25 protein-coding genes are annotated in these 20394 nt (G+C 65.6%); 15 read left to right on the plus strand and 10 right to left on the minus strand.

The features are described 5' to 3' along the window. Nucleotides 1-92: 92 nt before the first annotated feature. The 6 genes from CJ010_RS17645 (at nt 93) to ribD (ending at nt 5969) form a co-directional block, all read left to right on the plus strand. A complete protein-coding gene (locus CJ010_RS17645) occupies nt 93-761 on the plus strand; it encodes a histidine phosphatase family protein (protein WP_141019266.1) in 669 nt (222 codons plus the stop codon). 75 nt (nt 762-836) lie between these two features. Beyond that, entirely contained in the window at nt 837-2303 is a 1467-nt protein-coding gene (locus CJ010_RS17650; protein ID WP_141019267.1) for an ATP-binding protein, read from the plus strand. A gap of 7 nt (nt 2304-2310) precedes the next feature. Further along, nucleotides 2311-2991 (plus strand): response regulator, encoded by a 681-nt coding sequence (locus CJ010_RS17655; RefSeq protein ID WP_141019268.1) that lies wholly within the window; start codon nt 2311-2313, stop codon nt 2989-2991. Nucleotides 2992-3087: 96 nt separating this feature from the next. Then, on the plus strand, nt 3088-4338 hold the full coding sequence (gene glyA, locus CJ010_RS17660; protein WP_141019269.1) for a serine hydroxymethyltransferase: 1251 nt from the start codon (nt 3088-3090) through the stop codon (nt 4336-4338). A 43-nt stretch (nt 4339-4381) separates the two neighbouring features. Next, nucleotides 4382-4897 carry a transcriptional regulator NrdR gene (gene nrdR, locus CJ010_RS17665; protein ID WP_141019270.1) on the plus strand — a complete coding sequence of 172 codons (516 nt, stop codon included), beginning with the start codon at nt 4382-4384 and terminating at the stop codon, nt 4895-4897. Beyond that, nucleotides 4878-5969: a bifunctional diaminohydroxyphosphoribosylaminopyrimidine deaminase/5-amino-6-(5-phosphoribosylamino)uracil reductase RibD gene (gene ribD / locus CJ010_RS17670; protein WP_141019271.1), complete on the plus strand. Its 1092-nt coding sequence runs from the start codon at nt 4878-4880 to the stop codon at nt 5967-5969. The genes nrdR and ribD overlap by 20 nt, the downstream gene beginning before the upstream one ends. A gap of 7 nt (nt 5970-5976) precedes the next feature. On the opposite strand, the gene CJ010_RS17675 is transcribed toward ribD, so the two are convergent. The 5 genes from CJ010_RS17675 to gpmA form a co-directional block, all read right to left on the minus strand. Beyond that, entirely contained in the window at nt 5977-6726 is a 750-nt protein-coding gene (locus tag CJ010_RS17675) for a molybdopterin-synthase adenylyltransferase MoeB (RefSeq protein WP_141019272.1), read from the minus strand. A 76-nt stretch (nt 6727-6802) separates the two neighbouring features. Further along, complete coding sequence (locus CJ010_RS17680; RefSeq protein WP_141019273.1) at nt 6803-7252, minus strand: hypothetical protein; 450 nt, start codon at nt 7250-7252, stop codon at nt 6803-6805. A gap of 21 nt (nt 7253-7273) precedes the next feature. Then, complete coding sequence (locus tag CJ010_RS17685; protein ID WP_141019274.1) at nt 7274-8653, minus strand: S41 family peptidase; 1380 nt, start codon at nt 8651-8653, stop codon at nt 7274-7276. Between the two features lie 66 nt (nt 8654-8719). After that, entirely contained in the window at nt 8720-10039 is a 1320-nt protein-coding gene (locus CJ010_RS17690; RefSeq protein ID WP_141019275.1) for a murein hydrolase activator EnvC, read from the minus strand. A 28-nt stretch (nt 10040-10067) separates the two neighbouring features. Further along, on the minus strand, nt 10068-10817 hold the full coding sequence (gene gpmA, locus CJ010_RS17695; protein WP_141019276.1) for a 2,3-diphosphoglycerate-dependent phosphoglycerate mutase: 750 nt from the start codon (nt 10815-10817) through the stop codon (nt 10068-10070). Between the two features lie 151 nt (nt 10818-10968). Between gpmA and CJ010_RS17700 the strand changes: the two genes are divergently transcribed. From CJ010_RS17700 to CJ010_RS17725, 6 genes are all read left to right on the plus strand, one after another. Then, nucleotides 10969-11298 carry a helix-turn-helix transcriptional regulator gene (locus CJ010_RS17700; protein WP_141019277.1) on the plus strand — a complete coding sequence of 110 codons (330 nt, stop codon included), beginning with the start codon at nt 10969-10971 and terminating at the stop codon, nt 11296-11298. A 48-nt stretch (nt 11299-11346) separates the two neighbouring features. Next, complete coding sequence (locus CJ010_RS17705) at nt 11347-11763, plus strand: rhodanese-like domain-containing protein (protein ID WP_141019278.1); 417 nt, start codon at nt 11347-11349, stop codon at nt 11761-11763. Then, nucleotides 11760-12035, plus strand: a complete 276-nt coding sequence (grxC, locus tag CJ010_RS17710; RefSeq protein ID WP_205754810.1) for a glutaredoxin 3 — start codon at nt 11760-11762, stop codon at nt 12033-12035. Before CJ010_RS17705 ends, grxC begins: the two co-directional genes overlap by 4 nt. 93 nt (nt 12036-12128) lie before the next feature. Continuing rightward, nucleotides 12129-12584, plus strand: a complete 456-nt coding sequence (gene secB / locus CJ010_RS17715) for a protein-export chaperone SecB (protein WP_141019279.1) — start codon at nt 12129-12131, stop codon at nt 12582-12584. Nucleotides 12585-12588: 4 nt separating this feature from the next. Then, a complete protein-coding gene (locus CJ010_RS17720; protein WP_141019280.1) occupies nt 12589-13035 on the plus strand; it encodes an SH3 domain-containing protein in 447 nt (148 codons plus the stop codon). Then, complete coding sequence (locus CJ010_RS17725) at nt 13032-14024, plus strand: NAD(P)H-dependent glycerol-3-phosphate dehydrogenase (RefSeq protein ID WP_141019281.1); 993 nt, start codon at nt 13032-13034, stop codon at nt 14022-14024. Before CJ010_RS17720 ends, CJ010_RS17725 begins: the two co-directional genes overlap by 4 nt. A 12-nt stretch (nt 14025-14036) precedes the next feature. Here CJ010_RS17725 and CJ010_RS17730 read toward each other — a convergent pair whose 3' ends face one another. Together CJ010_RS17730 and CJ010_RS17735 are read right to left on the minus strand one after the other, a co-directional pair. Further along, nucleotides 14037-14531 (minus strand): tRNA (cytidine(34)-2'-O)-methyltransferase, encoded by a 495-nt coding sequence (locus CJ010_RS17730; protein WP_141019282.1) that lies wholly within the window; start codon nt 14529-14531, stop codon nt 14037-14039. 50 nt (nt 14532-14581) lie between these two features. Then, on the minus strand, nt 14582-15355 hold the full coding sequence (locus CJ010_RS17735; protein ID WP_141019283.1) for a ComF family protein: 774 nt from the start codon (nt 15353-15355) through the stop codon (nt 14582-14584). Here CJ010_RS17735 and bioB point away from each other — a divergent pair. The 3 genes from bioB to CJ010_RS17750 are packed head-to-tail and all read left to right on the plus strand — an operon-like array spanning nt 15354 to nt 17928. Further along, a complete protein-coding gene (bioB, locus tag CJ010_RS17740) occupies nt 15354-16346 on the plus strand; it encodes a biotin synthase BioB (RefSeq protein ID WP_141019284.1) in 993 nt (330 codons plus the stop codon). The genes CJ010_RS17735 and bioB overlap by 2 nt on opposite strands. Before the next feature lie 8 nt (nt 16347-16354). Continuing rightward, nucleotides 16355-17272 carry a methyltransferase domain-containing protein gene (locus CJ010_RS17745; RefSeq protein ID WP_371415670.1) on the plus strand — a complete coding sequence of 306 codons (918 nt, stop codon included), beginning with the start codon at nt 16355-16357 and terminating at the stop codon, nt 17270-17272. Between the two features lie 8 nt (nt 17273-17280). Then, entirely contained in the window at nt 17281-17928 is a 648-nt protein-coding gene (locus CJ010_RS17750; RefSeq protein ID WP_141019285.1) for a pyrimidine 5'-nucleotidase, read from the plus strand. Here the strand turns inward: CJ010_RS17750 and CJ010_RS17755 are convergent. The 3 genes from CJ010_RS17755 to yihA form a co-directional block, all read right to left on the minus strand. Next, the gene (locus CJ010_RS17755) at nt 17920-18411 is read right to left on the minus strand and encodes a GNAT family N-acetyltransferase (protein WP_240794397.1); all 492 of its coding nucleotides are present in this window, start codon (nt 18409-18411) and stop codon (nt 17920-17922) included. The two genes, CJ010_RS17750 and CJ010_RS17755, sit on opposite strands and share 9 nt — an antisense overlap. Before the next feature lie 83 nt (nt 18412-18494). Continuing rightward, nucleotides 18495-19499 (minus strand): porphobilinogen synthase, encoded by a 1005-nt coding sequence (gene hemB, locus CJ010_RS17760; RefSeq protein WP_141019286.1) that lies wholly within the window; start codon nt 19497-19499, stop codon nt 18495-18497. Between the two features lie 238 nt (nt 19500-19737). Beyond that, nucleotides 19738-20376, minus strand: coding sequence for a ribosome biogenesis GTP-binding protein YihA/YsxC (gene yihA / locus CJ010_RS17765; protein WP_141020755.1), 639 nt, complete (start codon nt 20374-20376; stop codon nt 19738-19740). Between the last annotated feature and the right edge of the window lie 18 nt (nt 20377-20394).

A 20394-nucleotide genomic window follows, 5' to 3' on the forward strand; every position in this document is an offset into this window, starting at 1 on the left:
GCCTGGCAGGCTTGTGCGCACACCTGCCTTTGCGGTGGCCGGATTATTCCACTGAGAGGCCTAGGCCTTAAAGCTAGGGTATTCACGTATCGATGGACACACGCAAACAAGCTCAAAACCCGCACCACTGCAGGATTTGTCTGGTCCGCCACGGCGAAACGCTGTGGAACGCGGAACGCCGCCTGCAGGGACACCTGGACGTCCCGCTCAACGAAGTCGGCCTTGTGCAGGCCGAGGCCACTGCACGTAGCCTGGCCGAACACCGCTTCGCCGCGATCTACGCCAGCGACCTCACCCGCGCGCTGCAGACGGCGGCGCCGACCGCCCGCGCCTGCCGGCTGGAAGCAAGGCCCACCCCGGCGCTGCGCGAACGCCACTACGGTGCCTTCCAGGGGCTGACCTATGCCGAAGCAGCCGATCGCTACCCCGACGCCTACCACCGCTTCAAGGCGCGCGAGCCGGAATTCTCCTTCCCCGGGGGCGGTGAAAGCCTGCTGGTGTTCGCCGCCCGCATCGGCAGTGTCCTCACCGATCTCGCCGGCCGGCATCGCGGCGAGCAGATCCTGGTGGTCACCCACGGCGGTGTGCTGGACATCGCCCACCGGCTGGCCAGCAGGCTGCCGCTGGAAGCGCCGCGCGACTTCCCCATCCTGAATGCCGCGCTCAACTGGCTCGACTACGATGGCGAGGATTGGCATCTGCTCGCCTGGGCCGAACAGCATCATCTCGAAAGCGCCCGCGACGAACTGCCCAACGCCTGAGGCAAGACGGTGCGCCCCGTGCTCGACCGGGCGCGCACCGCCCGGGAATTAACAGCTTTTTTACGGCGTCCGCGAATGGCTCGGCTATTGTTCGCCCTACCCTCGCTCACCTCGCCGCCTGAAGTGATTTCCGCCAGACTGGACCAGACCGCCCTGCAACGTGCCCGCCCCTATCTGCTGGCGGTGGCGGCCAGCCTGCTGGTCAGTCTGTGCGCGGCACCGCTGCGCCATGTGCTCGACCCGGCCAACATCGCCATGCTGTTCCTGCTGGTGGGTTTCCTGATCGCGCTACGGCTGGGGCGCGGACCGGCGATAGTCGCTGCCGTCACCAACACTGCCCTGCTCGATTTCGTCGTCGTCCCGCCGCACTTCGCCTTCATTCCGACCGACCTGCAGTACTTGGTGACATTGGTCGTCATGCTCACGGTCGGCCTCGTCACCGCGCAACTCAGCACCGGCCTCGGCCAGCAAGCCCGGCTGAGTGCGCTGCATGAACGCGATACTTATGCGCTGTACGAGCTTGCCCACGAACTGGCCGGCTGCATCACCCTGGGACAGATTCGACTGGCGCTCGACGGGTATCTCGTCCACCAGGAAAGGCATGTTCACCTCGAGTTGTCCGGCGGCGAACCGCCACCGGCTGCGGACGGCGCAACGGTGTTTCCGCTGCGAAGCTCGGAATCGGCGCGCGGCCAGCTCTTCGTGCAGGTGTACGGGCACGAGACCGGGTTGCCGGCCCACGAAAGCGAGCGCTATCGCACCATCGCCTCGCTGCTCACCACCGCGATCGAGCGGGTCCATTACGTCGAACTCGCCGAAAGCAACGCCATCGCCATTTCCTCGGAGCGTCTGCGCACCTCGGTACTGGCGGCGCTTTCGCACGACCTGCGCACGCCGATGACAGTGCTGATCGGCCTCGCCGACAGCCTGGTGATGTCGCGCGAACCGCTGCCGCCCCCCGCTCAGGAAACCGCGCTTACGCTGCTGCGGCAATCACGCGCGCTCGGCGGCATCCTCAACAACGTGCTCGACATGGCGCGGCTGCATAGCGGCAACATCCGCCCGCGGCGCGAATGGCACCTGCTCGACGATGTCATCGCCGCCAGCCTGCGCCTGCTCAAACCCCAACTGTCGGACCATCCCATCCGGGTCCGGCTGGAGCCCGACCTGCCGCTGGTCGAATTCGACGCCACCCTGCTCGAACGCGTGGTCTGCAACCTGATCGACAATGCCGCCAAGTATTCACCCGCCGGTTCGCCGATCGAGATCACCGCTTTTGCCGACCTCCAGGCCAACGAAGCCTGCATCGAGGTCTGCGACCAGGGTGAAGGCTTCCCACCGGGCAACATCGACCGTCTGTTCGAGCTGTTCGAACGCGGCAATGCCGAATCCGCGGTCCCGGGCATGGGCCTGGGCCTCAGCATCTGCCACCGCATCATGGCCGCGCACGGCGGCAACATCGCGGTGCACAACCGCGACATCGGCGCCTGCGTGCAGTTGCGGCTGCCGCTCGGCACCCCACCGGTCATCAACGAAGAATAGGCAGACCATGGACATCACCGTACTGGTCGTCGAGGACGAACCCCAGATCCGCCGCCTGGTGCGCAACGCGCTCGAAGGCGAGAACTACCGCGTGTTCACGGTCGACAGCGGCAAGCGCAGCCTGATCGAAGCCGGGATCCGCAAGGCCGACCTCATCGTGCTTGACCTCGGCCTGCCCGACATCGACGGCATGGAAGTGCTGCGCGGCATTCGCGCCTGGAGCCATGTGCCGGTGCTGATCCTGTCCGCCCGTGGCGAGGAGGACGACAAGATCCGCGCGCTCGACGAAGGCGCCGACGACTACCTCGCCAAACCCTTCGGCATGGGCGAGCTGCTCGCCCGCGTGCGCGCGCTGGTGCGCCGCCACGTCAAGCACGAGGACAGCTCCGGCCGCCTCGCCTTCGGCGAGGTCGAAGCCGATTTCGTGCGCCGCACCGTCAGCCGCAACGGCGAAACCGTGCATCTGACCAAGATCGAGTACCGCCTGCTCACTGTCCTCGCCGCCAACGCCGGCAAGGTCCTGACCCACAACCACTTGATGCGCGAGGTATGGGGGCCGGCCTATGTGGACAGCAATCACTATCTGCGCATCTACGTCGGCCGCCTGCGCCAGAAGCTGGAGGGCGACCCTGCCCAGCCGGTACATTTCCTCACCGAAACGGGAGTCGGCTACCGTTTCGAGCCCTGAATCCATGCATCGACCGGCAGGCCCGGGCGCGTTCTTCCAGCGGACTGCGTGGTAACATCCGCTTTTAAAAACCACTCGTTACCGAGCCCGCGTCCCATGTTCTCCTCGCAAGATACTCTCGCCAAGGTCGATCCCGAACTCTGGTCCGCCATCCAGGCGGAGAACCGCCGCCAGGAAGATCACATCGAGCTGATCGCCTCCGAAAACTACGTCTCCCACGCGGTGATGGAAGCCCAGGGCTCCCAGCTCACCAACAAGTACGCCGAAGGCTACCCGGGCAAGCGTTACTACGGCGGTTGCGAACATGTGGACGTGGTCGAGCAGCTCGCCATCGACCGGCTGAAGAAGCTGTTCGGCGCCGATGCCGCCAACGTGCAGCCGAACTCCGGTTCGCAGGCCAATCAGGCCGTGCTGATGGCCTTCGCCAAGCCGGGCGACACCATCATGGGCATGAGCCTGGCCGAAGGCGGCCACCTCACCCACGGCATGCCGCTCAACATGTCGGGCAAGTGGTTCAACGTCGTCGCCTACGGCCTCGACGCCAAGGAAGAGATCGACTACGCGGCGATGGAAGCGCTCGCCCGCGAGCACAAGCCCAAGATCATCATCGCCGGCGCCTCGGCCTACTCGCTGCGCATCGACTTCGAGCGCTTCGCCAAGATCGCCAAGGAAGTTGGCGCCATCTTCTGGGTGGACATGGCCCACTATGCCGGCCTCGTCGCCGCCGGCTACTACCCCAACCCGGTGCCGCACGCCGACGTCGTCACCTCCACCACCCACAAGACCCTGCGCGGCCCGCGCGGCGGCATCATCCTGATGAAGGCCGAGCACGAGAAGGCGATCAACTCCGCGATCTTCCCCGGCCTGCAGGGCGGCCCGCTCGAGCACGTGATCGCCGCCAAGGCAGTCGCCTTCAAGGAAGCCGCCACCCCGGCTTTCCGCGACTACCAGGAGCAGGTCATCGCCAACGCCCGCGTGATGGCGCGCGTGCTCGGCGAAGAGCGCGGCCTGCGCATCGTCTCCGGCCGCACCGAATCCCACGTCTTCCTGGTCGACCTGCGCTCGAAGAACATCACCGGCAAGGAAGCCGAAGCGGTGCTCGGCAGCGCCCACATCACGGTGAACAAGAACGCGATCCCGAAGGACCCGGAGAAGCCCTTCGTCACCTCCGGCATCCGCATCGGCTCGCCGGCGATGACCACCCGTGGCTTCACCGAGATCGAGGCCGAGCAGATCGCCCACCTGATCGCCGACGTGCTGGATGCCCCGCACGATGCAGCAGTAATCGAGCGCGTGCGCGGCAAGGTCGCCGAGCTGTGCGCGAAGTATCCGGTCTACGGCAAGTAAGTCCGGCGCGGGCCGGCCGCAGCCGGCCCCGCACACCATTTCGATGAAGTGCCCCTTCTGCGACGATCCGAACACCCAGGTCACCGACACCCGTGAAAACGAGGACGGTGACGTCGTTCGTCGCCGTCGTCGGTGCCTGAAGTGTGACAAGCGCTTCACCACCTATGAGCGCATCGATCTCAAGATGCCGCACATCGTCAAGCGCAACGGCAATCGAAGCGAATTCGACCACGCCAAGCTCACAAGCAGCATGTCGCTCGCACTGCGCAAGCGACCGGTCACCACCGAGGCGCTCGAAGCCGCGGTCGACCGCATCGAAGCCAAGCTGCTGTCGCTGGGCGAGAACGAAGTCCCCAGTGAAAAGGTCGGCGAACTGGTAATGAAGGAGCTCAAGAAGCTCGACAAGGTTGCCTACATCCGCTTCGCCTCGGTGTATCGCAACTTTGCCGATGTCGACGAGTTCTCCGAGATCATCCGCGAAGTACAGACGCGCCCCAAGCGCGGCCGTCCTGCCAACCCGCCCTCGCCCGATCCCGAGCATGATCTTTTCGGCAGCTGACCACGCCGCCATGGCCCGCGCGCTGGCACTCGCAGCGCAAGGGCTGAACACTACCACCCCAAATCCGCGGGTCGGATGCGTGCTGATGCGCGACGGCCAGATCGTCGGCGAAGGCTGGCATCGTCGCGCCGGCGAAGCCCATGCCGAAGTGCACGCCTTGCAGGTTGCCGGATCGTTGGCCGCCGGCGCCACCGCCTACGTCACCCTCGAACCCTGCTCGCACTTCGGCCGCACGCCGCCATGCTGCGATGCACTGATCCAGGCCGGCGTAGCCCGCGTGGTCGCGGCAATGGAAGACCCCAATCCGCTGGTCGCCGGCAGTGGTCTGGCGCGCCTGCGTGCGGCCGGCATCGTCACCGCCCATGGGCTGCTGGAGGATGAAGCGCGCGAACTCAACATCGGCTTCGTCTCGCGCATGACCCGTGGGCGTCCCTGGCTGCGGCTGAAGGCGGCTAGTACGCTGGATGGCAAGACCGCCCTCGACAACGGTGTCAGCCAGTGGATCACCGGCAGCGCCGCCCGCGACGACGGCCATCGCTGGCGTGCACGCGCCTGCGCTGTCCTCACCGGCATCGGCACCGTCAGGGAAGACGATCCCCAACTGAACGTCCGCGCCGTGCCCTGCGAACGCCAGCCACTGCGGATCGTGGTCGATGCGCGCCTCGAAGTGCCGCTCGCCGCACGCATCCTGCGGGACGCTCCAGCGCTCATCGCCACAGCCAGCGAGGATGCCGGACGTGCTGAGGCGCTGCGGGCGGACGGCCATGACGTGGTCGTACTGCCCAATCCGGCCGGCAAGGTCGATTTGCCCGCGCTGCTGCACGCACTCGGCGAACGCGGAATCAACGAAGTACATGCCGAAGCCGGCTTCAAGCTCAACGGTTCGCTGCTGCGCGAAGGCTGCGTCGACGAGTTGCTGCTCTATCTGGCGCCCATGCTGGTCGGCGATGCAGCACAGGGGCTCTTCAACCTCGCCGCGCTGACGGCCCTCGATCAAGCGATACGGCTCGATATCCGCGACCTGCGCCGCATCGGCGACGACTTCCGCATTCTCGCCCGCCCACGCCGCTGACCCCTGCTCAGGCTTGCGCGCACACCGCGCAACCAGGATCGCGGCCCAAGGACACGCTGCGCCACTCCATCGCCAATCCGTCGAGCAACAGCAGACGGCCATCCAGCGTGGTGCCGCAGCCGACGATCAGCTTCAGCGCCTCCGCTGCCTGGGTCGTGCCTATGATGCCGGTGAGCGGGGCAAATACGCCCATCACCGCGCAGCGCACCTCCTCGACCTCGTCGCCTTCGGGAAACAGGCAGTGGTAGCAGGGGCTGTCCGGCTTGCGCAAATCGAACACCGACACCTGACCGTCGAAGCGGATTGCCGCTCCGGACACCAGCGGTTTGCGGTGGCGGACGCAGGCACGGTTGATGGCATGGCGGGTCGCGAAGTTGTCCGAGCAGTCGAGCACGACGTCGGCCGCTGCGATCTGCTCGTCCAGCGCAGCGCCCTCCAGTCGCTCGACCAGTGCTTCCACCCGAGCCAACGGATTCAATCGGGCAAGCGTGTCGCGGCCCGACTCCACCTTGGGTCGTCCGACCGCGTCTTGACTATGAAGGATCTGGCGTTGCAGATTGGTCAAGTCCACCGTATCGCCGTCGGCGAGCACCAGCGTGCCGACCCCTGCGGCAGCCAGATACATCGCCGCTGGCGACCCCAGGCCACCAGCGCCGACCACCAACACTCGCGCAGCCAGGATGGCTTCCTGGCCTTCTACACCGATTTCCGGCAGCAGGATGTGACGGCTGTAACGCAGCAGTTGATCGTCGTTCATCAAGTTCTCGCCAACAAAAAAAGCCGCGGTATGCGGCCCGACATTCCAGCAAGCCCTGTGCGGCACCCGCCGACGGTCAGCGGTACTCCCGCAGGTCCGGCGGCGTATCGTCGTGGTCGCCATGGGGGTGGTGAGACCAAGCCTGGATGTACACCTCGTTCGACTGCTTGAGCAGGCGTTCCGGCGACAACAGGTTATGGCGTTGGGTTTCTTCGCAGAAATAGACCAGCGCACGCAGCAGCTTTGCGTAGAGCCCGTTGTCCAGCGCGAAACCGGCATCACGCAGCGCGGTTTCCAGCCTTTCGAGGCTGTGCTCCAGCACCGAGTAATGCACCTTCAGGATCAATACGGCCGAGGTCCGCTCCACGCGCACACCCTCGATGTCGCCGAGGGCTCGCCAGGCATGCTCGACCTGGCCGGGCGGCAGCGCCTTGAAGCGGATCTCCCGCGTCTTGAGGATGCCGGCACCGGCCACCGGATGGTGGTGCTGCCGACCCGCAAGCCTGTACGCAGTCTCCCGGCGCATGGTGCCCCCTCCCCGGATTGATCATTTCTTATTCTGGACGATCTGCAGGCCCTTGAGGAGATTGACGGCTTGCATCAGCTGATTGTCGTCCTTGCCGGCGACTTCGAACCTCGGCTGCGCGGCCTCCTCGTCCTCTGCCGGCTTCTGCTCGCCGGGCTTGGTACTCTGCAGTCTGCGTTCGGCATCAGGATCACGATCGTTGCCAAGGTGGCCCTGCAGGTCTGCCTCGCGCACACGCCGCGCAGAACCATTCGCACCCTCTTCCACCACGATGTCAGGCTCGATGCCCTTGGCCTGGATGGAACGTCCGCCAGGCGTGTAATAGCGCGCGGTGGTGAGCTTGATCGCGGTATTGCTGTTGAGCGGGAGGATGGTCTGTACCGAGCCCTTGCCGAAGGTCTGCGTACCCATGACCACCGCGCGCTTATGATCCTGCAGTGCGCCGGCGACGATCTCGGACGCCGACGCCGAACCGCCGTTCACGAGAACCACCATCGGCACGTCCTTGATCCCCTTGGGCAAGCCACGCAGGTAATCGTCGCGCGAACCGCGCAGGTAATCTTCGGGAGTCGCATGGTACTGGCGCTTGGCATCGTCGGTACGCCCGTCCGTCGATACCACCAGCGTATCGGCCGGAAGGAAAGCTGCCGCCACCCCGACCGCACCATTGAGCAGACCACCGGGGTCATTGCGCAGGTCCAGCACCAGCCCCTTCATCTGACCTTCCTTGGCCAGCTTGTCCAGATGCTGTACCAGGGATGCGGCGGTATTCTCCTGGAACTGCACGACACGCACGTAAGCATAGCCCGGCTCCACCATCTTGGACTTGACGCTCTGCACCTTGATCACTTCTCGGGTCAAGGTCAGCACGATGGGACGCACCTCGCCCTTGCGCATGATGGTCAGCGTGATGTCGGTCTTGGGCTTGCCACGCATGCGCTTGACCGCATCGTTGAGATTCATGCCCTTCACCGGCGTATCGTCGAGCTTGACGATGAGGTCGCCTGCCTTGACGCCGGCGCGGAAAGCCGGCGTATCCTCGATCGGTGACACCACCTTGACGAAGCCGTCCTCCATGCCGACCTCGATCCCGAGCCCGCCGAATTCGCCCTGGGTGCCGACCTGCAGATCCTTGAACGCCTCGGCATCTAGATAGGCCGAATGCGGATCAAGGCCGCTCAGCATGCCGCTGATCGCATGCGTGACGAGCTTCTTGTCTTCCACCGGCTCGACATAGCCCTGCTTGATGGCATTGAACACGTCGGCAAAGGCCCGCAATTCCTCGACCGGCAGCGGCGCCAGCGCCGCCTTGTCGGCATTGGCCGAGAAATTGAGACTGATCATCACGCCGGCCACCACACCGGTCATGACGAGGCCGAACTGTTTCAGCTTGCTGCCCATGAAAACTCCATCGGAGAAATTAGCCTCGCGGCATGTCACGCCGCTCACTGTCCACGCTGTCCAGCACTAGTTGAGACGCACCCACTGCAGTGGATCGACCGGGCGCCCCTGGTGGCGGATTTCGAAGTAAAGCCCTGCTTCCGGCCCGCCACCGCTCGATCCGACGCTGGCGAGCGCGTCGCCGCCGGAAACGGCATCCCCGACTTCCTTCAGCAGCGCATCGTTATTGCCATACACGGAGAGGTAATCACCGCCGTGATCGAGTATAAGCAGATTGCCATAACCGCGAAGCCAATCGGAAAAAACCACCTCGCCGGCCGCCACTGCACGTACTTCCGCGCCGCTGGCCGCGCGGATGAACACACCTTTCCAGGTTGTTCCGCCTTCCGCCCTTGGAGCGCCGAACCGGCCGATGAGTTCGCCCCGAACAGGGAAGCGCAGCTGGCCGCGCAATTGCGCGAATCGCACCCCTGTCGGCGTAGGACCAGCGCTCTGCCTGACCTCGCCGACCACCGGTTCGGAACGGCGACTTCGTGTTCCGCCGTTCGCCGCGGCGGCCGCACGCGCCTGTGCTTCCGCCCGGGCTGCAGCCTGGCGTTCGGCGGCGAGACGCGCCGCAGCCTGCCGCGCCGCCTGCTCGCGCGCGCGCTGCACCAGAGTGTCGATCAGGCGCGCAAGCCGCTGCTCGTCCTGCCTCAGCGCGCTCACTTCGCGCTGCTGATTCTTCAACTGGTCCGAGACCGCGACCAAGGCCTGACGACGCACTTCCTCGACCGAGGCAAGTTCCGCGTGCCGCGCCTGCTCGCCGCGTTCGAGCTCGAGCAACCTCGCACGCCGCATGCCGATTTCCTCGGCACGCTGGGTCTTCTCGCGCAGGTCGAGCCGCAGCGTTTCGATCAGTCCCAGCCGGGCCTTGCCCAGATGCTCCAGGTAATGCGCATCGCGGGCGAACTGGTTGGGGTCGCGCGTAGACAGCAGCGGCGCGACACCGTCCGCACTACCGTACATGTAGTGCCGACGCAACCACTCGGCGAGTTCTCCCTGGCGGGAGGCAATCCGCCCTTCGACCTCGCGCTGTTCCGCTTCGAGCAGGGCAAGCTTGCGTTCGGCATCGAGCTTGCTGCCGGCAAGCTGACGCAGGCTGCGCTGCACCCTCGAGACCTCGCGTTCGGCCTCGGCCAGCGCGCTGGCGGACGCCGAACGCGAGGCCTCCGTCTCGTTCATTTCCTTCTGCAGATCGCGGATCCGGCGCTTGAGGTCGTCGAGGTCGGAGCGCTTCTCTGCGATATCGGGTATCGGCTCGTTGGCGTGCGCCGCGGCCGGCAGCCCACCTGCCGCAGCAAGCAACATTAGGCTCAGCGCCATCGCGCCGCGCACGCAGATCATGGAGCGGATACCCGGGACTCCTTCCCGTTCAGCCCTTCGCCTTGCCCTGGCCGGCGACCGCAGCCTGCGCCGCGCGAATGGTATCTTCGTCGGCAAGGTAGTAGCTCTTTACCGGCTTGAGGTTCACATCCAGTTCGTATACCAACGGCTGCGCGGTCGGAATGTTGAGACCGACGATGTCCGCGTCCGAGATCCCGTCGAGATACTTGATGAGCGCGCGCAGGCTGTTACCGTGAGCGGCGATCAGGATGCGGCGACCGGACAGGATCTGCGGCACGATCACGGTCTCCCAGTAGGGCACGACGCGGGCCACGGTATCGGCCAGGCATTCGGTCCGGGGGAATTTTGCGCGCGGCAAGGACGCGTAGCGCGGATCGTCGCAATTGAGACGCTCGTCGCCCTCTTCCAGCGGCGGCGGCGGGGTATCGTAGGAACGCCGCCACACCAGTACCTGGTCGTCGCCGTACTTGGCCGCGGTCTCCGCTTTGTTCAGGCCTTGCAGCGCGCCGTAGTGACGCTCGTTGAGACGCCAGGAATGCTCCACCGGCAGCCACAGGGACTCGAGTTCCTCCAGCACCATGTTGAGGGTCTTGTTGGCACGCTTGAGCACCGAGGTGTAGGCCAGATCGAAGGCGTAACCTTCGCGCTTGAGCAACTGACCCGCCGCACGGGCCTCGGCAACGCCCTGCTCGGTGAGGTCGACGTCGGTCCAGCCGGTGAAACGGTTTTCATTGTTCCAGGTGGACTCACCGTGGCGAAGCAGAACGATCTTGTACATGAGGCATCGAATCCGTCTTGATGGTTTGAACGAACAGCCGATCGCGGAGGCACGAAACGCACATCCGCTGCAACCCTTGCCGCAGGACCTCGCCCGCGCATGAGTCTGGCCCGATATTTTATACTAACGACTTTCCCTCTCCCGACCCACCGTGAACAAAGACGACATCTTCGAGCTGATCGACAAGCACGAGCACATTGAAACCGCCGCTCGCGCCCTCAAGGCGATCGCCCATCCGCTGCGCCTGAAGATTCTCTGCGTCCTCGGCGAAGGCGAGGTCTGCGTGCAGGATATCGTCGAAGCCGTCGGCACCTCGCAGAGCAACATCTCGCAACATCTTGCCATCCTGCGCGACAAGGGCGTGCTGCAGACACGCAAGGACGCCAACCGCGTCTACTACCGTGTCGGCGACCAGCGCACCCTCCAGCTCATCGTACTGATGCGCGAAGTCTTCTGCGGCGTTCCGCCCACCCGCGGCTGACTGCTGCCCCCCTCCTTTCTACCCACCCCAACCCGGAGCTTCTTCCTCGTGGAATTCCTGAAACTGAACTGGCACTGGGCCGCCCTCGCAGTCGCAAGCGGCGCCTGGCTGCTCTTCGACTTCGTCCGCAGCAAGGGGGACAAGACCTTGATCTCCCCGGTCGAAGCCACCATGCTGATCAACCGCGAAGACGCCGTCGTCGTCGATGTGCGCGACGAAACCGAGTTCGTCCGCGGCCACATCCCCAACGCCCGTCACCTGCCCCTGTCGGATCTGGCACGGCGCAGCGGCGAGCTTGATAAATTCAAGAACCGCCCCATCATCCTGTGCTGCGCCAGCGGCAATCGTTCCGCCGCGGCGCTCGCGCAACTCAAGAAGGCCGGCTTCGAGAAGCTGCACAATCTGCGCGGCGGCCTCATGGACTGGGAGAAGGCCGGCCAACCCGTCAGCCGGAAGAAGAAATGAGCACGAATTCACCCATCCGCATGTACGCCACCGCGGTCTGCCCGTACTGCGTGCGCGCCGAACAACTGCTGCGCCGCAAGGGCGTCGCCGAAATCGAGAAGATCCGCATCGACCTCGACCCGGCCCGTCGCGACGAGATGATGAACCTCACCGGGCGCCGCACGGTTCCGCAAATCTTCATTGGCGACTACCATGTCGGCGGCTGCGACGACCTCTACGAACTCGACCGCAGCGGCGGCCTGGACCCCTTGCTCGGCGCAAGCCCCGTCTGAGACCCACCTGCTGGCCGGCATGCCGTACGCAAGCCGGCCGGTTCGGTTTCCGTTCCTTCCCTTTCGACCCAATCGCTTGAATCAGGCCCTCCAATGACCGAAAACGCCCAACCCGTATTCTCGATCGAGAAAATCTACGTCAAGGATCTCTCGCTTGAAGTCCCCAATGCGCCGAAGATCTACCTCGAACGCGAGACGCCGCAGATCAACGTCCAGCTCCGCACCGAAGGTAACGGCATCGACGAAGGCCTGTTCGAAGTCACCCTGACGGTCACCGTGTCCGCCACGCTGGGCGAAGACCGCTCCGTCTTCCTCGTCGAAGTTGCGCAAGCAGGCGTGTTCCAGATCCGCAACGTACCCCAGAGCGATCTCGAACCGGTGATGATGATCGGCTGCCCGAACATTCTCTTCCCCTACGCCCGCGAAGCGGTCTCCGACGCCATCACCCGCGCCGGTTTCCAGCCCGTGGTGCTCGCCCCGGTGAACTTCGAGGCGCTCTATCAGCAGCAGGCGACCGCCCAGGGCACGGGCGAGATCGCCGTCCAGTAAGCGGATGCGCGCCCCTCTCATTCGCGCCGGGCTGTCCCTCGCCCTCGCCAGCCTGTGCGGGCTGGCGCAGGCGATCGAGTACCGCTCGGTCGCTGAGCCCGCCATCCTTTACGACACGCCGTCCGACAAGGGCAACAAGCTCTACATCATCGGTGCCGGCACCCCCGTTGAGGTGGTAGTTTCGCTCGACAAGTGGGTCAAGGTGCGCGACCCGGGCGGCGCGCTCACCTGGATAGAACGCAAGTCCCTGGCCGACAAGCGCACCCTTATCGTGACCGCCGCGCGTGCCGCCGTACGTCAGCAGCCGGCTGCGGATGCCGCAGTCGTGTTCGAAGCCGCCAAGGACGTGATCCTCGAAAGCACCGGAACGCCTGCCGACGGCTGGGTCAAGGTCAGGCACGCGGATGGCGCCTCGGGCTTCGCGCGTGTGACCGAGGTGTGGGGGCTTTGAGTCGCCTGCGCATCGCCGTTCTCGGGGCCGGCGCCTGGGGCACGGCACTGGCCCAGGCTTTCGCCGACAGTCACGGCGTGGTGCTGTGGGGTCGGGACGCCGACCACATCGAGGCCACCCGCGCCACCGGCGAGAACGCCCGCTATCTCCCCGGGATTCGCCTGCATGACGCCCTCGAACTCACGTCCGACATCCACCAGGCTGCGGCTGGCGCCGATCTCCATCTGGTCGTGACGCCCCTGGCCGGTCTGCGCGACACCGTCCGCAGCCTGCGCCATCTTCAGCCCGGCACCCCGTTGATCTGGGCCTGCAAAGGGTTGGAAGCCCAGTCTGGCCGCCTGCCACACGAAATCGTCGGGGAAGAGCTCGGCAGCAGCGCCCCCTGCGGCGTACTGACAGGGCCGAGCTTTGCCGCCGAAGTCGCACGGGGCCTACCTGCAGCGATCACCCTTGCCGCCGCGGACGCCGACTTCGCCCGGCATTGGGTGCATGCCCTTCATCAACCGCGCCTGCGCCTTTACGCCAACACCGATCTGGTCGGCTGCGAGATCGGCGGTGCAATCAAGAACGTGATGGCCATTGCTGCCGGCGTGTCGGACGGCATGGGTTTCGGCCTTAATGCGCGTGCAGCGCTCATCACCCGCGGCCTCGCCGAGATCGCCCGCCTTGCCCAGGCAATGGGCGGCCAGCCAGAAACACTGATGGGGCTGGCCGGCATGGGCGACCTGATCCTCACCTGCACCGGCGACCTCTCCCGCAACCGCCGCGTCGGCCTCGCGCTCGCCTCGGGCAAACGCCTGGCCGACATCCTGCGTGAACTCGGCCACGTCGCCGAAGGCGTCTCCACCGCGCGGGAGGTCGTGCGCCTGGCCGGCCGCCACCAGGTGGAAATGCCGATCTGCGAAGCGGTCAACGCGCTCCTCCACGACGATCTCGCGGCACGCGACGTAGTCGAACGCCTGCTGGCGCGCGACCCCAAGGACGAATGATCGGCGCGTCCCTCAGACCTCTATAGGCAGGTTCTGGGGGCCGCTACCGGCCCCGGCGAAACCGTGTTGCCGCCAGGCCTCGAACACCACCACGGCAACCGCATTCGACAGGTTCATGCTGCGATTGCTCGCCACCATCGGAATACGCAGGCGCTGATCCTCCGGCATGGTATCGCGCAGCGCAGGCGGCAGCCCCCGGCTCTCGGGACCGAACAGCAGCGCATCCCCCGGACGGAAAGCAACGTCGTCATGACGGCGCCGGGCGTGAGTCGTAAGCGCAAAGATACGCCGCTCGCCCAGAAACGCCTGGCACGCCTGCCAGTCGCGATGCACCGTGACCCGGGCAAGGTCGTGGTAATCCAGCCCGGCTCGCGCCAGCGCCTTGTCGGTCAGCACGAAACCGAGCGGCTCCACGAGATGCAGATGCGAGCCGGTATTGGCGGCCAGACGGATGATGTTGCCGGTGTTAGGCGGGATTTCGGGTTCGAACAGGACAATGTGGAACATGGCAGGCAGCGGCGTTTACCGCCCGAATGGCGGCGAGCGCGCACTTTAGCTCAGGCCGGTGCCGGCGTGCGGGCGACCAGCAGGTTCTCGACGCGAACGGCGCCCTGCCGCTTCAGCACACGCGCCAACTCGTTCAGGCTCGCCCCGGTCGTCATCACATCATCCACCACCAGCACCCGCAAGCCATCGAAACGCGCCTCGCTGGCGAAAGCACCGCGCAGATTGCGCAAACGCTCGGCGCGCGTCAAACCAGCCTGCGCTGGCGTGTTACGCAGGCGCTTCACCCCGGCGAGATCGAGCCCGACACCCAGCTCGCGGGCAAGCGGGCGGGCGATTTCCACCGCTTGGTTGAAGCCGCGCTCGGCCAGTCGAACCACGTGCAAGGGCATGGGCAGGACCAGATCCACGTCTCGCGGAAGGCCACGCTGGCTCATCGCCGCCGAGAAATAGTTCGCCAGCGCCAAGCGGTGGCGGTATTTCAATGCCTGCACCATCGCATCGACCGGAAAGGCAAACTCGAACACTGCCCGGGTAGCGTCGAAGGCCGGAGGGTGGCGCTGACACTGGCCGCAGACACCGCCGCCGGATGCCGGTAGCGCACACACCGGGCACACCGCTGCGGGCTGCACCGGCAATTGCGCTTCGCATGCCGGGCAGATTGCGCTGCCGCCCGACGGCGCGCCGCACAGGAAGCAATCCTGCGGGACCAGCACATCGATCACGAAATCCAGCGCCCGGCGCAGGGTCTTAAGGGTATTTGACAAGTTTTCCAGCGATGAATGAACATGTCGGACTACCGCATTACAGCCCGGAATCCGTTTCATGACAACGACCTTGACCACCCCCGCCACCGCAACCGCCCGCACCAGCCCGGAAGCAGCCCGCAAAAAATGGACGGTCGCCGAGGTGCAAGGCCTGTTCGACCTGCCTTTCTTCGACCTGCTTTTCCAAGCGCAGCAGGTGCACCGCGCCAATTTCGACGCCAACGAAGTCCAGCGTTCCACCCTGCTGTCGATCAAGACCGGCGGCTGCTCCGAGGATTGCGGCTACTGCTCGCAATCGGCCCGCTACGACACCGGTCTCGAACGCGAACGCCTGCTGCCGCTTGAGGAAGTGCTCGACCACGCGCGCGCGGCCAAGGCCAAGGGGTCCTCGCGTTTCTGCATGGGTGCAGCCTGGCGCGGCCCCAAGGACAAGGACATGGAGCCGGTGCTGGAGATGGTGCGCGAGGTCAAGAAGCTCGGCCTCGAAACTTGTGTCACCCTGGGCATGCTCAAGGACGGCCAGGCCGAGCAATTGGCTGATGCCGGACTCGACTACTACAACCACAACATCGACACAGCGCCGGAGTTCTACGGCCAGGTGATCACCACCCACACCCAGCAGGATCGTCTCGACACGCTGGACAAGGTGCGCGATGCCGGCATCAACGTCTGCTGTGGCGGCATCATCGGCATGGGTGAAAGCCAGACCAGCCGCGCCGGCCTGATCGCCCAGCTGGCCAACATGCAGCCGGCGCCGGAGTCGGTGCCGATCAACAACCTGGTCGCCATCCCGGGCACGCCGCTGGCCGACGGCACCAAGCTGGACCCGCTCGACTTCATCCGCACCATCGCAGCCGCCCGCATCACCATGCCGGCCAGCTACGTGCGCCTGTCGGCCGGCCGTCAGCAGATGAGCGACGAGATGCAGGCCCTGTGCTTCATGGCCGGCGCAAACTCCATCTTCTACGGCGAACGTCTGCTCACCACCGACAACCCGGAATCCGACCGCGACGACGTGCTGTTCGCCCGACTCGGCCTGCGGTCGGTGTGACGCTGCACGTGGCAGCCACCAGCGAATCCGCCTCCGACTTCCATCTCGATCGCCGCCTGCTGCGCCGCCGCTGCGCCGCTGCGGCGGCAACGTGCGACGGCGCCGACGTCCTCGCACGCGAGATTGCACGCCGGATGGACGAACGCCTCGATTACATCCGCCACGCGCCGACGCGCATCGTCGACCTCGGCTGCGGCACCGGCGCCGACCTGCCGCGCCTGGCCGAACGCTACCCCGACGCCGAACTGATCGGCATCGACTTCGCCGAACCCATGGTCGCGCGCGCCCGCGGACGCACCGGCAAGCCTGTCGGACTGCTGCGCAAGCTCATCGGCGGCGGCCGCCGCTTGCCGGTGATCGCCGCCGATGCCACCGCCTTGCCGCTCGCACGCGGCAGCGTGTCGATGCTGTGGTCCAATCTGATGCTGCCCGGCCTCGACGACCCGCTGCCCGCCCTCACCGAAGCCCACCGCGTCCTCGAAGTGGGCGGCATGCTGATGTTCTCCACCTTGGGGCCGGATACGCTCAAGGAGCTGCGCGCGGCTCTGTCCGGCCGCAGCGGTGAGCGGGTGCACCGCTTCATCGACATGCACGACATCGGCGACGCCCTGGTGAAGGCCGGGTTCTCCGATCCGGTCATGGACATGGAGATGCTCACCCTCTCCTACACGGGGCTGGACGAACTCTTCGCCGACCTTCGCGCCAGTGGCAGCAACAACGCCAGCACGGCCCGCCCACGTGGTCTCTCCGGCCGGCACGGATGGGCGGCGGCACGCGCCTCCTATGAACGACTGCGCAGCGACGGCCGTCTGCCGGCAAGCTTCGAGGTCATCCAGGGCCATGCCTGGAAAGCTGCGCCCAGGACCACCGAGGATGGCCGCAGCATCGTCCGCTTCCAGCCCCGGCCGCAACATACGCCTGGCTGAGCACGCTCATGACTGCACCAAGCACCTGGCTGTTCGATCTCGACAACACGCTGCACAACGCCAGTCCGCACATCTTTCCGCATATCAACCGCAGCATGACGGACTATCTGGCGCAGCATCTCGCGCTTACGCCCGACGAGGCCAACGCGCTGCGCACGCGCTACTGGCAACGCTATGGCGCGACCCTGCTCGGGCTGATGCGGCACCACGACACCGATCCGCATCATTTCCTGCGCGAAACCCACCGCTTCGAACGCCTGCACGAGATGGTGGTGTTCGACCATGCGCTGAGCGGTCTGCTCAGGCGGTTGCCGGGGCGGAAAATCGTTTTTTCCAACGCCCCGCGTGCGTACGCCGAAGCCGTACTGGAGCTGATGGGCATTCGCCGGCATTTCGACGCTGTCGCGGGCATTGAGCAGCTGCGCCTTCAACCCAAGCCGGGGATTTCGGCCTACCGCACCCTGATCGACCTCTATCGGCTCAACCCCCGACGCTGCGTGATGGTCGAGGACACTGCAGAGAATCTGCGTACCGCCCGCCGCCTGGGCATGCGCACCGTGTGGGTGAATCGCGGCCTGAAGAAGCCGGCATACGTGGACGTGAAGATCGCCAGCATCCTCGACCTGCGCCGCGCGGCAGGCCCCTTGCTACGCTAGATCAGCGTTCGACACGCAGGCGGCGAGCGGCGAGTCGACCGCGGCGAGGTCGAACGCCATGAAGATCGCACCCTTGCCGTAAGCTGCCGGCAGGACGGCACCGTCCGCAGGCGCCAGCGGCACAAACCCCTTGCGACGCCAGTAGGCCTGCGCGTCGGCAAGCGCCACCAGCGTCAGGCGCGTCAGCCCCTCCGCCTGCGCCCAGGCGACAACCCGCTCGAACAGACGAGCAGCCACGCCGCCGCCACGCCCTTGAGGCAGGACGGCAAGGTCATGAAGGAAACCAACCCGCTCACCGGCCGGGACTGCGTCGAGTGCGACATGCAGCGGCGGCGGAGTCGCCACCCAGCCGTGGGCGAACACGTAGCCCAGCACGCCATCGCCCGCCTCTGCCAGCCAGCTGGCGCCTGCTGCGAGCGACAACTTGGCACCGAGTACCGCGGCCGACTCCTGGTACGCGTCACCATAGGCGGACCGCTGCACCGCGAGCACCCCCGGCAGGTCGTCGGTCGCAATCGGCCGTATGCGGCACGGTGTACCGCCAGGTGCGGCGGAAAGCGACCGGATCAACGCGCAGACTTCAGCCAGCGCGCTGCATCGAGCGCATAGTAGGTCAGGATGCCGTCCGCACCGGCACGCTTGAAGGCCAGCAGCGCCTCCAACGCGCACGCCTCTTCGACCAGCCAGCCGTTGTTCACGGCCGCCTTGATCATCGCGTACTCGCCACTGACCTGATAGACATAGGTCGGTACCTGCAACTCGTGCTTCACCCGCCTCACGATGTCGAGGTAGGGCATGCCCGGCTTCACCATGAACATGTCCGCGCCTTCCTCGATGTCGAGTTCGACCTCGCGGATGGCTTCGTCGGAATTGGCGGGATCCATCTGGTAGGCGTACTTGTTGCCCTTGCCGAGATTGGCGGCCGAACCGACCGCGCTGCGGAAAGGGCCGTAGAAGCTGCTGGCATACTTGGCGCTGTAGGCGAGAATGCGGGTGTTGATGAAGCCCGCCTCCTCCAGCGCAGTGCGGATGGTGCCGATGCGGCCGTCCATCATGTCGCTCGGAGAAACGATGTCGGCACCGGCGGCCGCATGCGAAAGCGATTGCTTGACCAGCGCCTCGACGGTCTCGTCGTTGAGGATGTAGCCGGTGTCGTCGATCAGGCCGTCCTGTCCATGCGTGGTGTAGGGATCGAGCGCGACATCGGTGATGACGCCCAACTCAGGAAAGCGCGCCTTCAGGGCGCGGATCGCACGCTGGATGATGCCGTCCTCGCGCCACGCGATCGCCCCGTCGGCGGTCTTGGCATCGGCATCCGGTACCCCGAAGAGATCCAGTGCCGGCACGCCCAACTCAAGCGCCTGCTCAGCCACCCGCAATAGTTCCTCGATGGAAAGGCGCTCGACCCCCGGCATCGAAGCCACCGGTTCGCGCCCCTCCCGTTCGTGTACGAACACCGGGTAGATCAGGTCATTGGTCGTCAACACGTTCTCGCGCATCAGCCGGCGCGAGAACTCGTCGCGGCGCATTCTGCGCATGCGGACATTGGGAAAAGGTCCAGTGGGTCGCATAAGCCTTCCAGAATCGATCAGACGTTGAACGACGGTCCTCGCCCGCCCTGCATTGCACCCACCGGTGCGACACATCCGGTAACGAAGCCCGCGGGGAACTTCCAAAAACACCAGCCCCTCTTAGTAGGCAGATGGTGCTGAGCCGTCTCCCGCTTCACCTCCCTGAGCGGGTGCCTTGACCCCCTGTCAAGGCATTTTCACCCCCGGCTTTATCCCCTTTGGCCGGGGGTTTTTATTTTCAAGTCGCGGACGACTCCCGCGTCTGGGCTGCGTCAGCGCCGGTTGCCCCAAGCCAGCCTGCGACCACCCGCTCGACTTCCTCCACACCCTGTTTCTTCAGGCTGGAGAACAGCTGTACGCTCACCTGATCGCCATAGCGGCTGCTCAGTTCCTTGCGCACGGCCAGCAGCGTGGCATTTGCCGGACCGCGGGTGAGCTTGTCGGACTTGGTCAGCAGCACGTGGATGGGCTTTCCGGACGGCGCGAACCAGTCGATCATCTGACGGTCAAGCTCGGTCAGCGGATGGCGCGTGTCCATGATCAGCACCAGGCCGATCAGGCTTTCGCGCTGCTTCAGGTAGCTCTCGATCAACCCCGCCCACTGACGGCGGATCTTCTCCGGCACGGCGGCGTAGCCATAGCCGGGCAGATCGACCAGCAGCGCACCGCAGTTCAGGCGGAAGAAGTTGAGCAGTTGCGTGCGGCCGGGCGTCTTGGACACATAGGCAAGCCGGACGTGGCCCGCCAGTGTATTGATCGCGCTCGATTTTCCGGCATTGGATCGCCCGGCAAAAGCGATTTCCGCCCCATTGGGCGGCGGCAAGCCGGAGGGCTTGGCGATGGAAATCTCGAATTGTGCGTTGCGGAAAAGCGGCATGAAGAAAGGCGGGAGAGG

Origin of the sequence: Azoarcus sp. DD4, from assembly GCF_006496635.1 — a bacterium.
Lineage (GTDB): Bacteria > Pseudomonadota > Gammaproteobacteria > Burkholderiales > Rhodocyclaceae > Azoarcus.

Coding starts and splice junctions, on each gene's coding strand:
- CJ010_RS17645 (WP_141019266.1), top strand. CDS start 93: ATGGACACACGCAAACAAGCTCAAAACCCGCACCACTGCAGGATTTGT.
- CJ010_RS17650 (WP_141019267.1), top strand. CDS start 837: ATGGCTCGGCTATTGTTCGCCCTACCCTCGCTCACCTCGCCGCCTGAA.
- CJ010_RS17655 (WP_141019268.1), top strand. CDS start 2,311: ATGGACATCACCGTACTGGTCGTCGAGGACGAACCCCAGATCCGCCGC.
- glyA (WP_141019269.1), top strand. CDS start 3,088: ATGTTCTCCTCGCAAGATACTCTCGCCAAGGTCGATCCCGAACTCTGG.
- nrdR (WP_141019270.1), top strand. CDS start 4,382: ATGAAGTGCCCCTTCTGCGACGATCCGAACACCCAGGTCACCGACACC.
- ribD (WP_141019271.1), top strand. CDS start 4,878: ATGATCTTTTCGGCAGCTGACCACGCCGCCATGGCCCGCGCGCTGGCA.
- CJ010_RS17675 (WP_141019272.1), bottom strand. CDS start 6,726: ATGAACGACGATCAACTGCTGCGTTACAGCCGTCACATCCTGCTGCCG.
- CJ010_RS17680 (WP_141019273.1), bottom strand. CDS start 7,252: ATGCGCCGGGAGACTGCGTACAGGCTTGCGGGTCGGCAGCACCACCAT.
- CJ010_RS17685 (WP_141019274.1), bottom strand. CDS start 8,653: ATGGGCAGCAAGCTGAAACAGTTCGGCCTCGTCATGACCGGTGTGGTG.
- CJ010_RS17690 (WP_141019275.1), bottom strand. CDS start 10,039: ATGATCTGCGTGCGCGGCGCGATGGCGCTGAGCCTAATGTTGCTTGCT.
- gpmA (WP_141019276.1), bottom strand. CDS start 10,817: ATGTACAAGATCGTTCTGCTTCGCCACGGTGAGTCCACCTGGAACAAT.
- grxC (WP_205754810.1), top strand. CDS start 11,760: ATGAGCACGAATTCACCCATCCGCATGTACGCCACCGCGGTCTGCCCG.
- secB (WP_141019279.1), top strand. CDS start 12,129: ATGACCGAAAACGCCCAACCCGTATTCTCGATCGAGAAAATCTACGTC.
- CJ010_RS17720 (WP_141019280.1), top strand. CDS start 12,589: ATGCGCGCCCCTCTCATTCGCGCCGGGCTGTCCCTCGCCCTCGCCAGC.
- CJ010_RS17730 (WP_141019282.1), bottom strand. CDS start 14,531: ATGTTCCACATTGTCCTGTTCGAACCCGAAATCCCGCCTAACACCGGC.
- bioB (WP_141019284.1), top strand. CDS start 15,354: ATGACAACGACCTTGACCACCCCCGCCACCGCAACCGCCCGCACCAGC.
- CJ010_RS17735 (WP_141019283.1), bottom strand. CDS start 15,355: ATGAAACGGATTCCGGGCTGTAATGCGGTAGTCCGACATGTTCATTCA.
- CJ010_RS17750 (WP_141019285.1), top strand. CDS start 17,281: ATGACTGCACCAAGCACCTGGCTGTTCGATCTCGACAACACGCTGCAC.
- hemB (WP_141019286.1), bottom strand. CDS start 19,499: ATGCGACCCACTGGACCTTTTCCCAATGTCCGCATGCGCAGAATGCGC.
- yihA (WP_141020755.1), bottom strand. CDS start 20,376: ATGCCGCTTTTCCGCAACGCACAATTCGAGATTTCCATCGCCAAGCCC.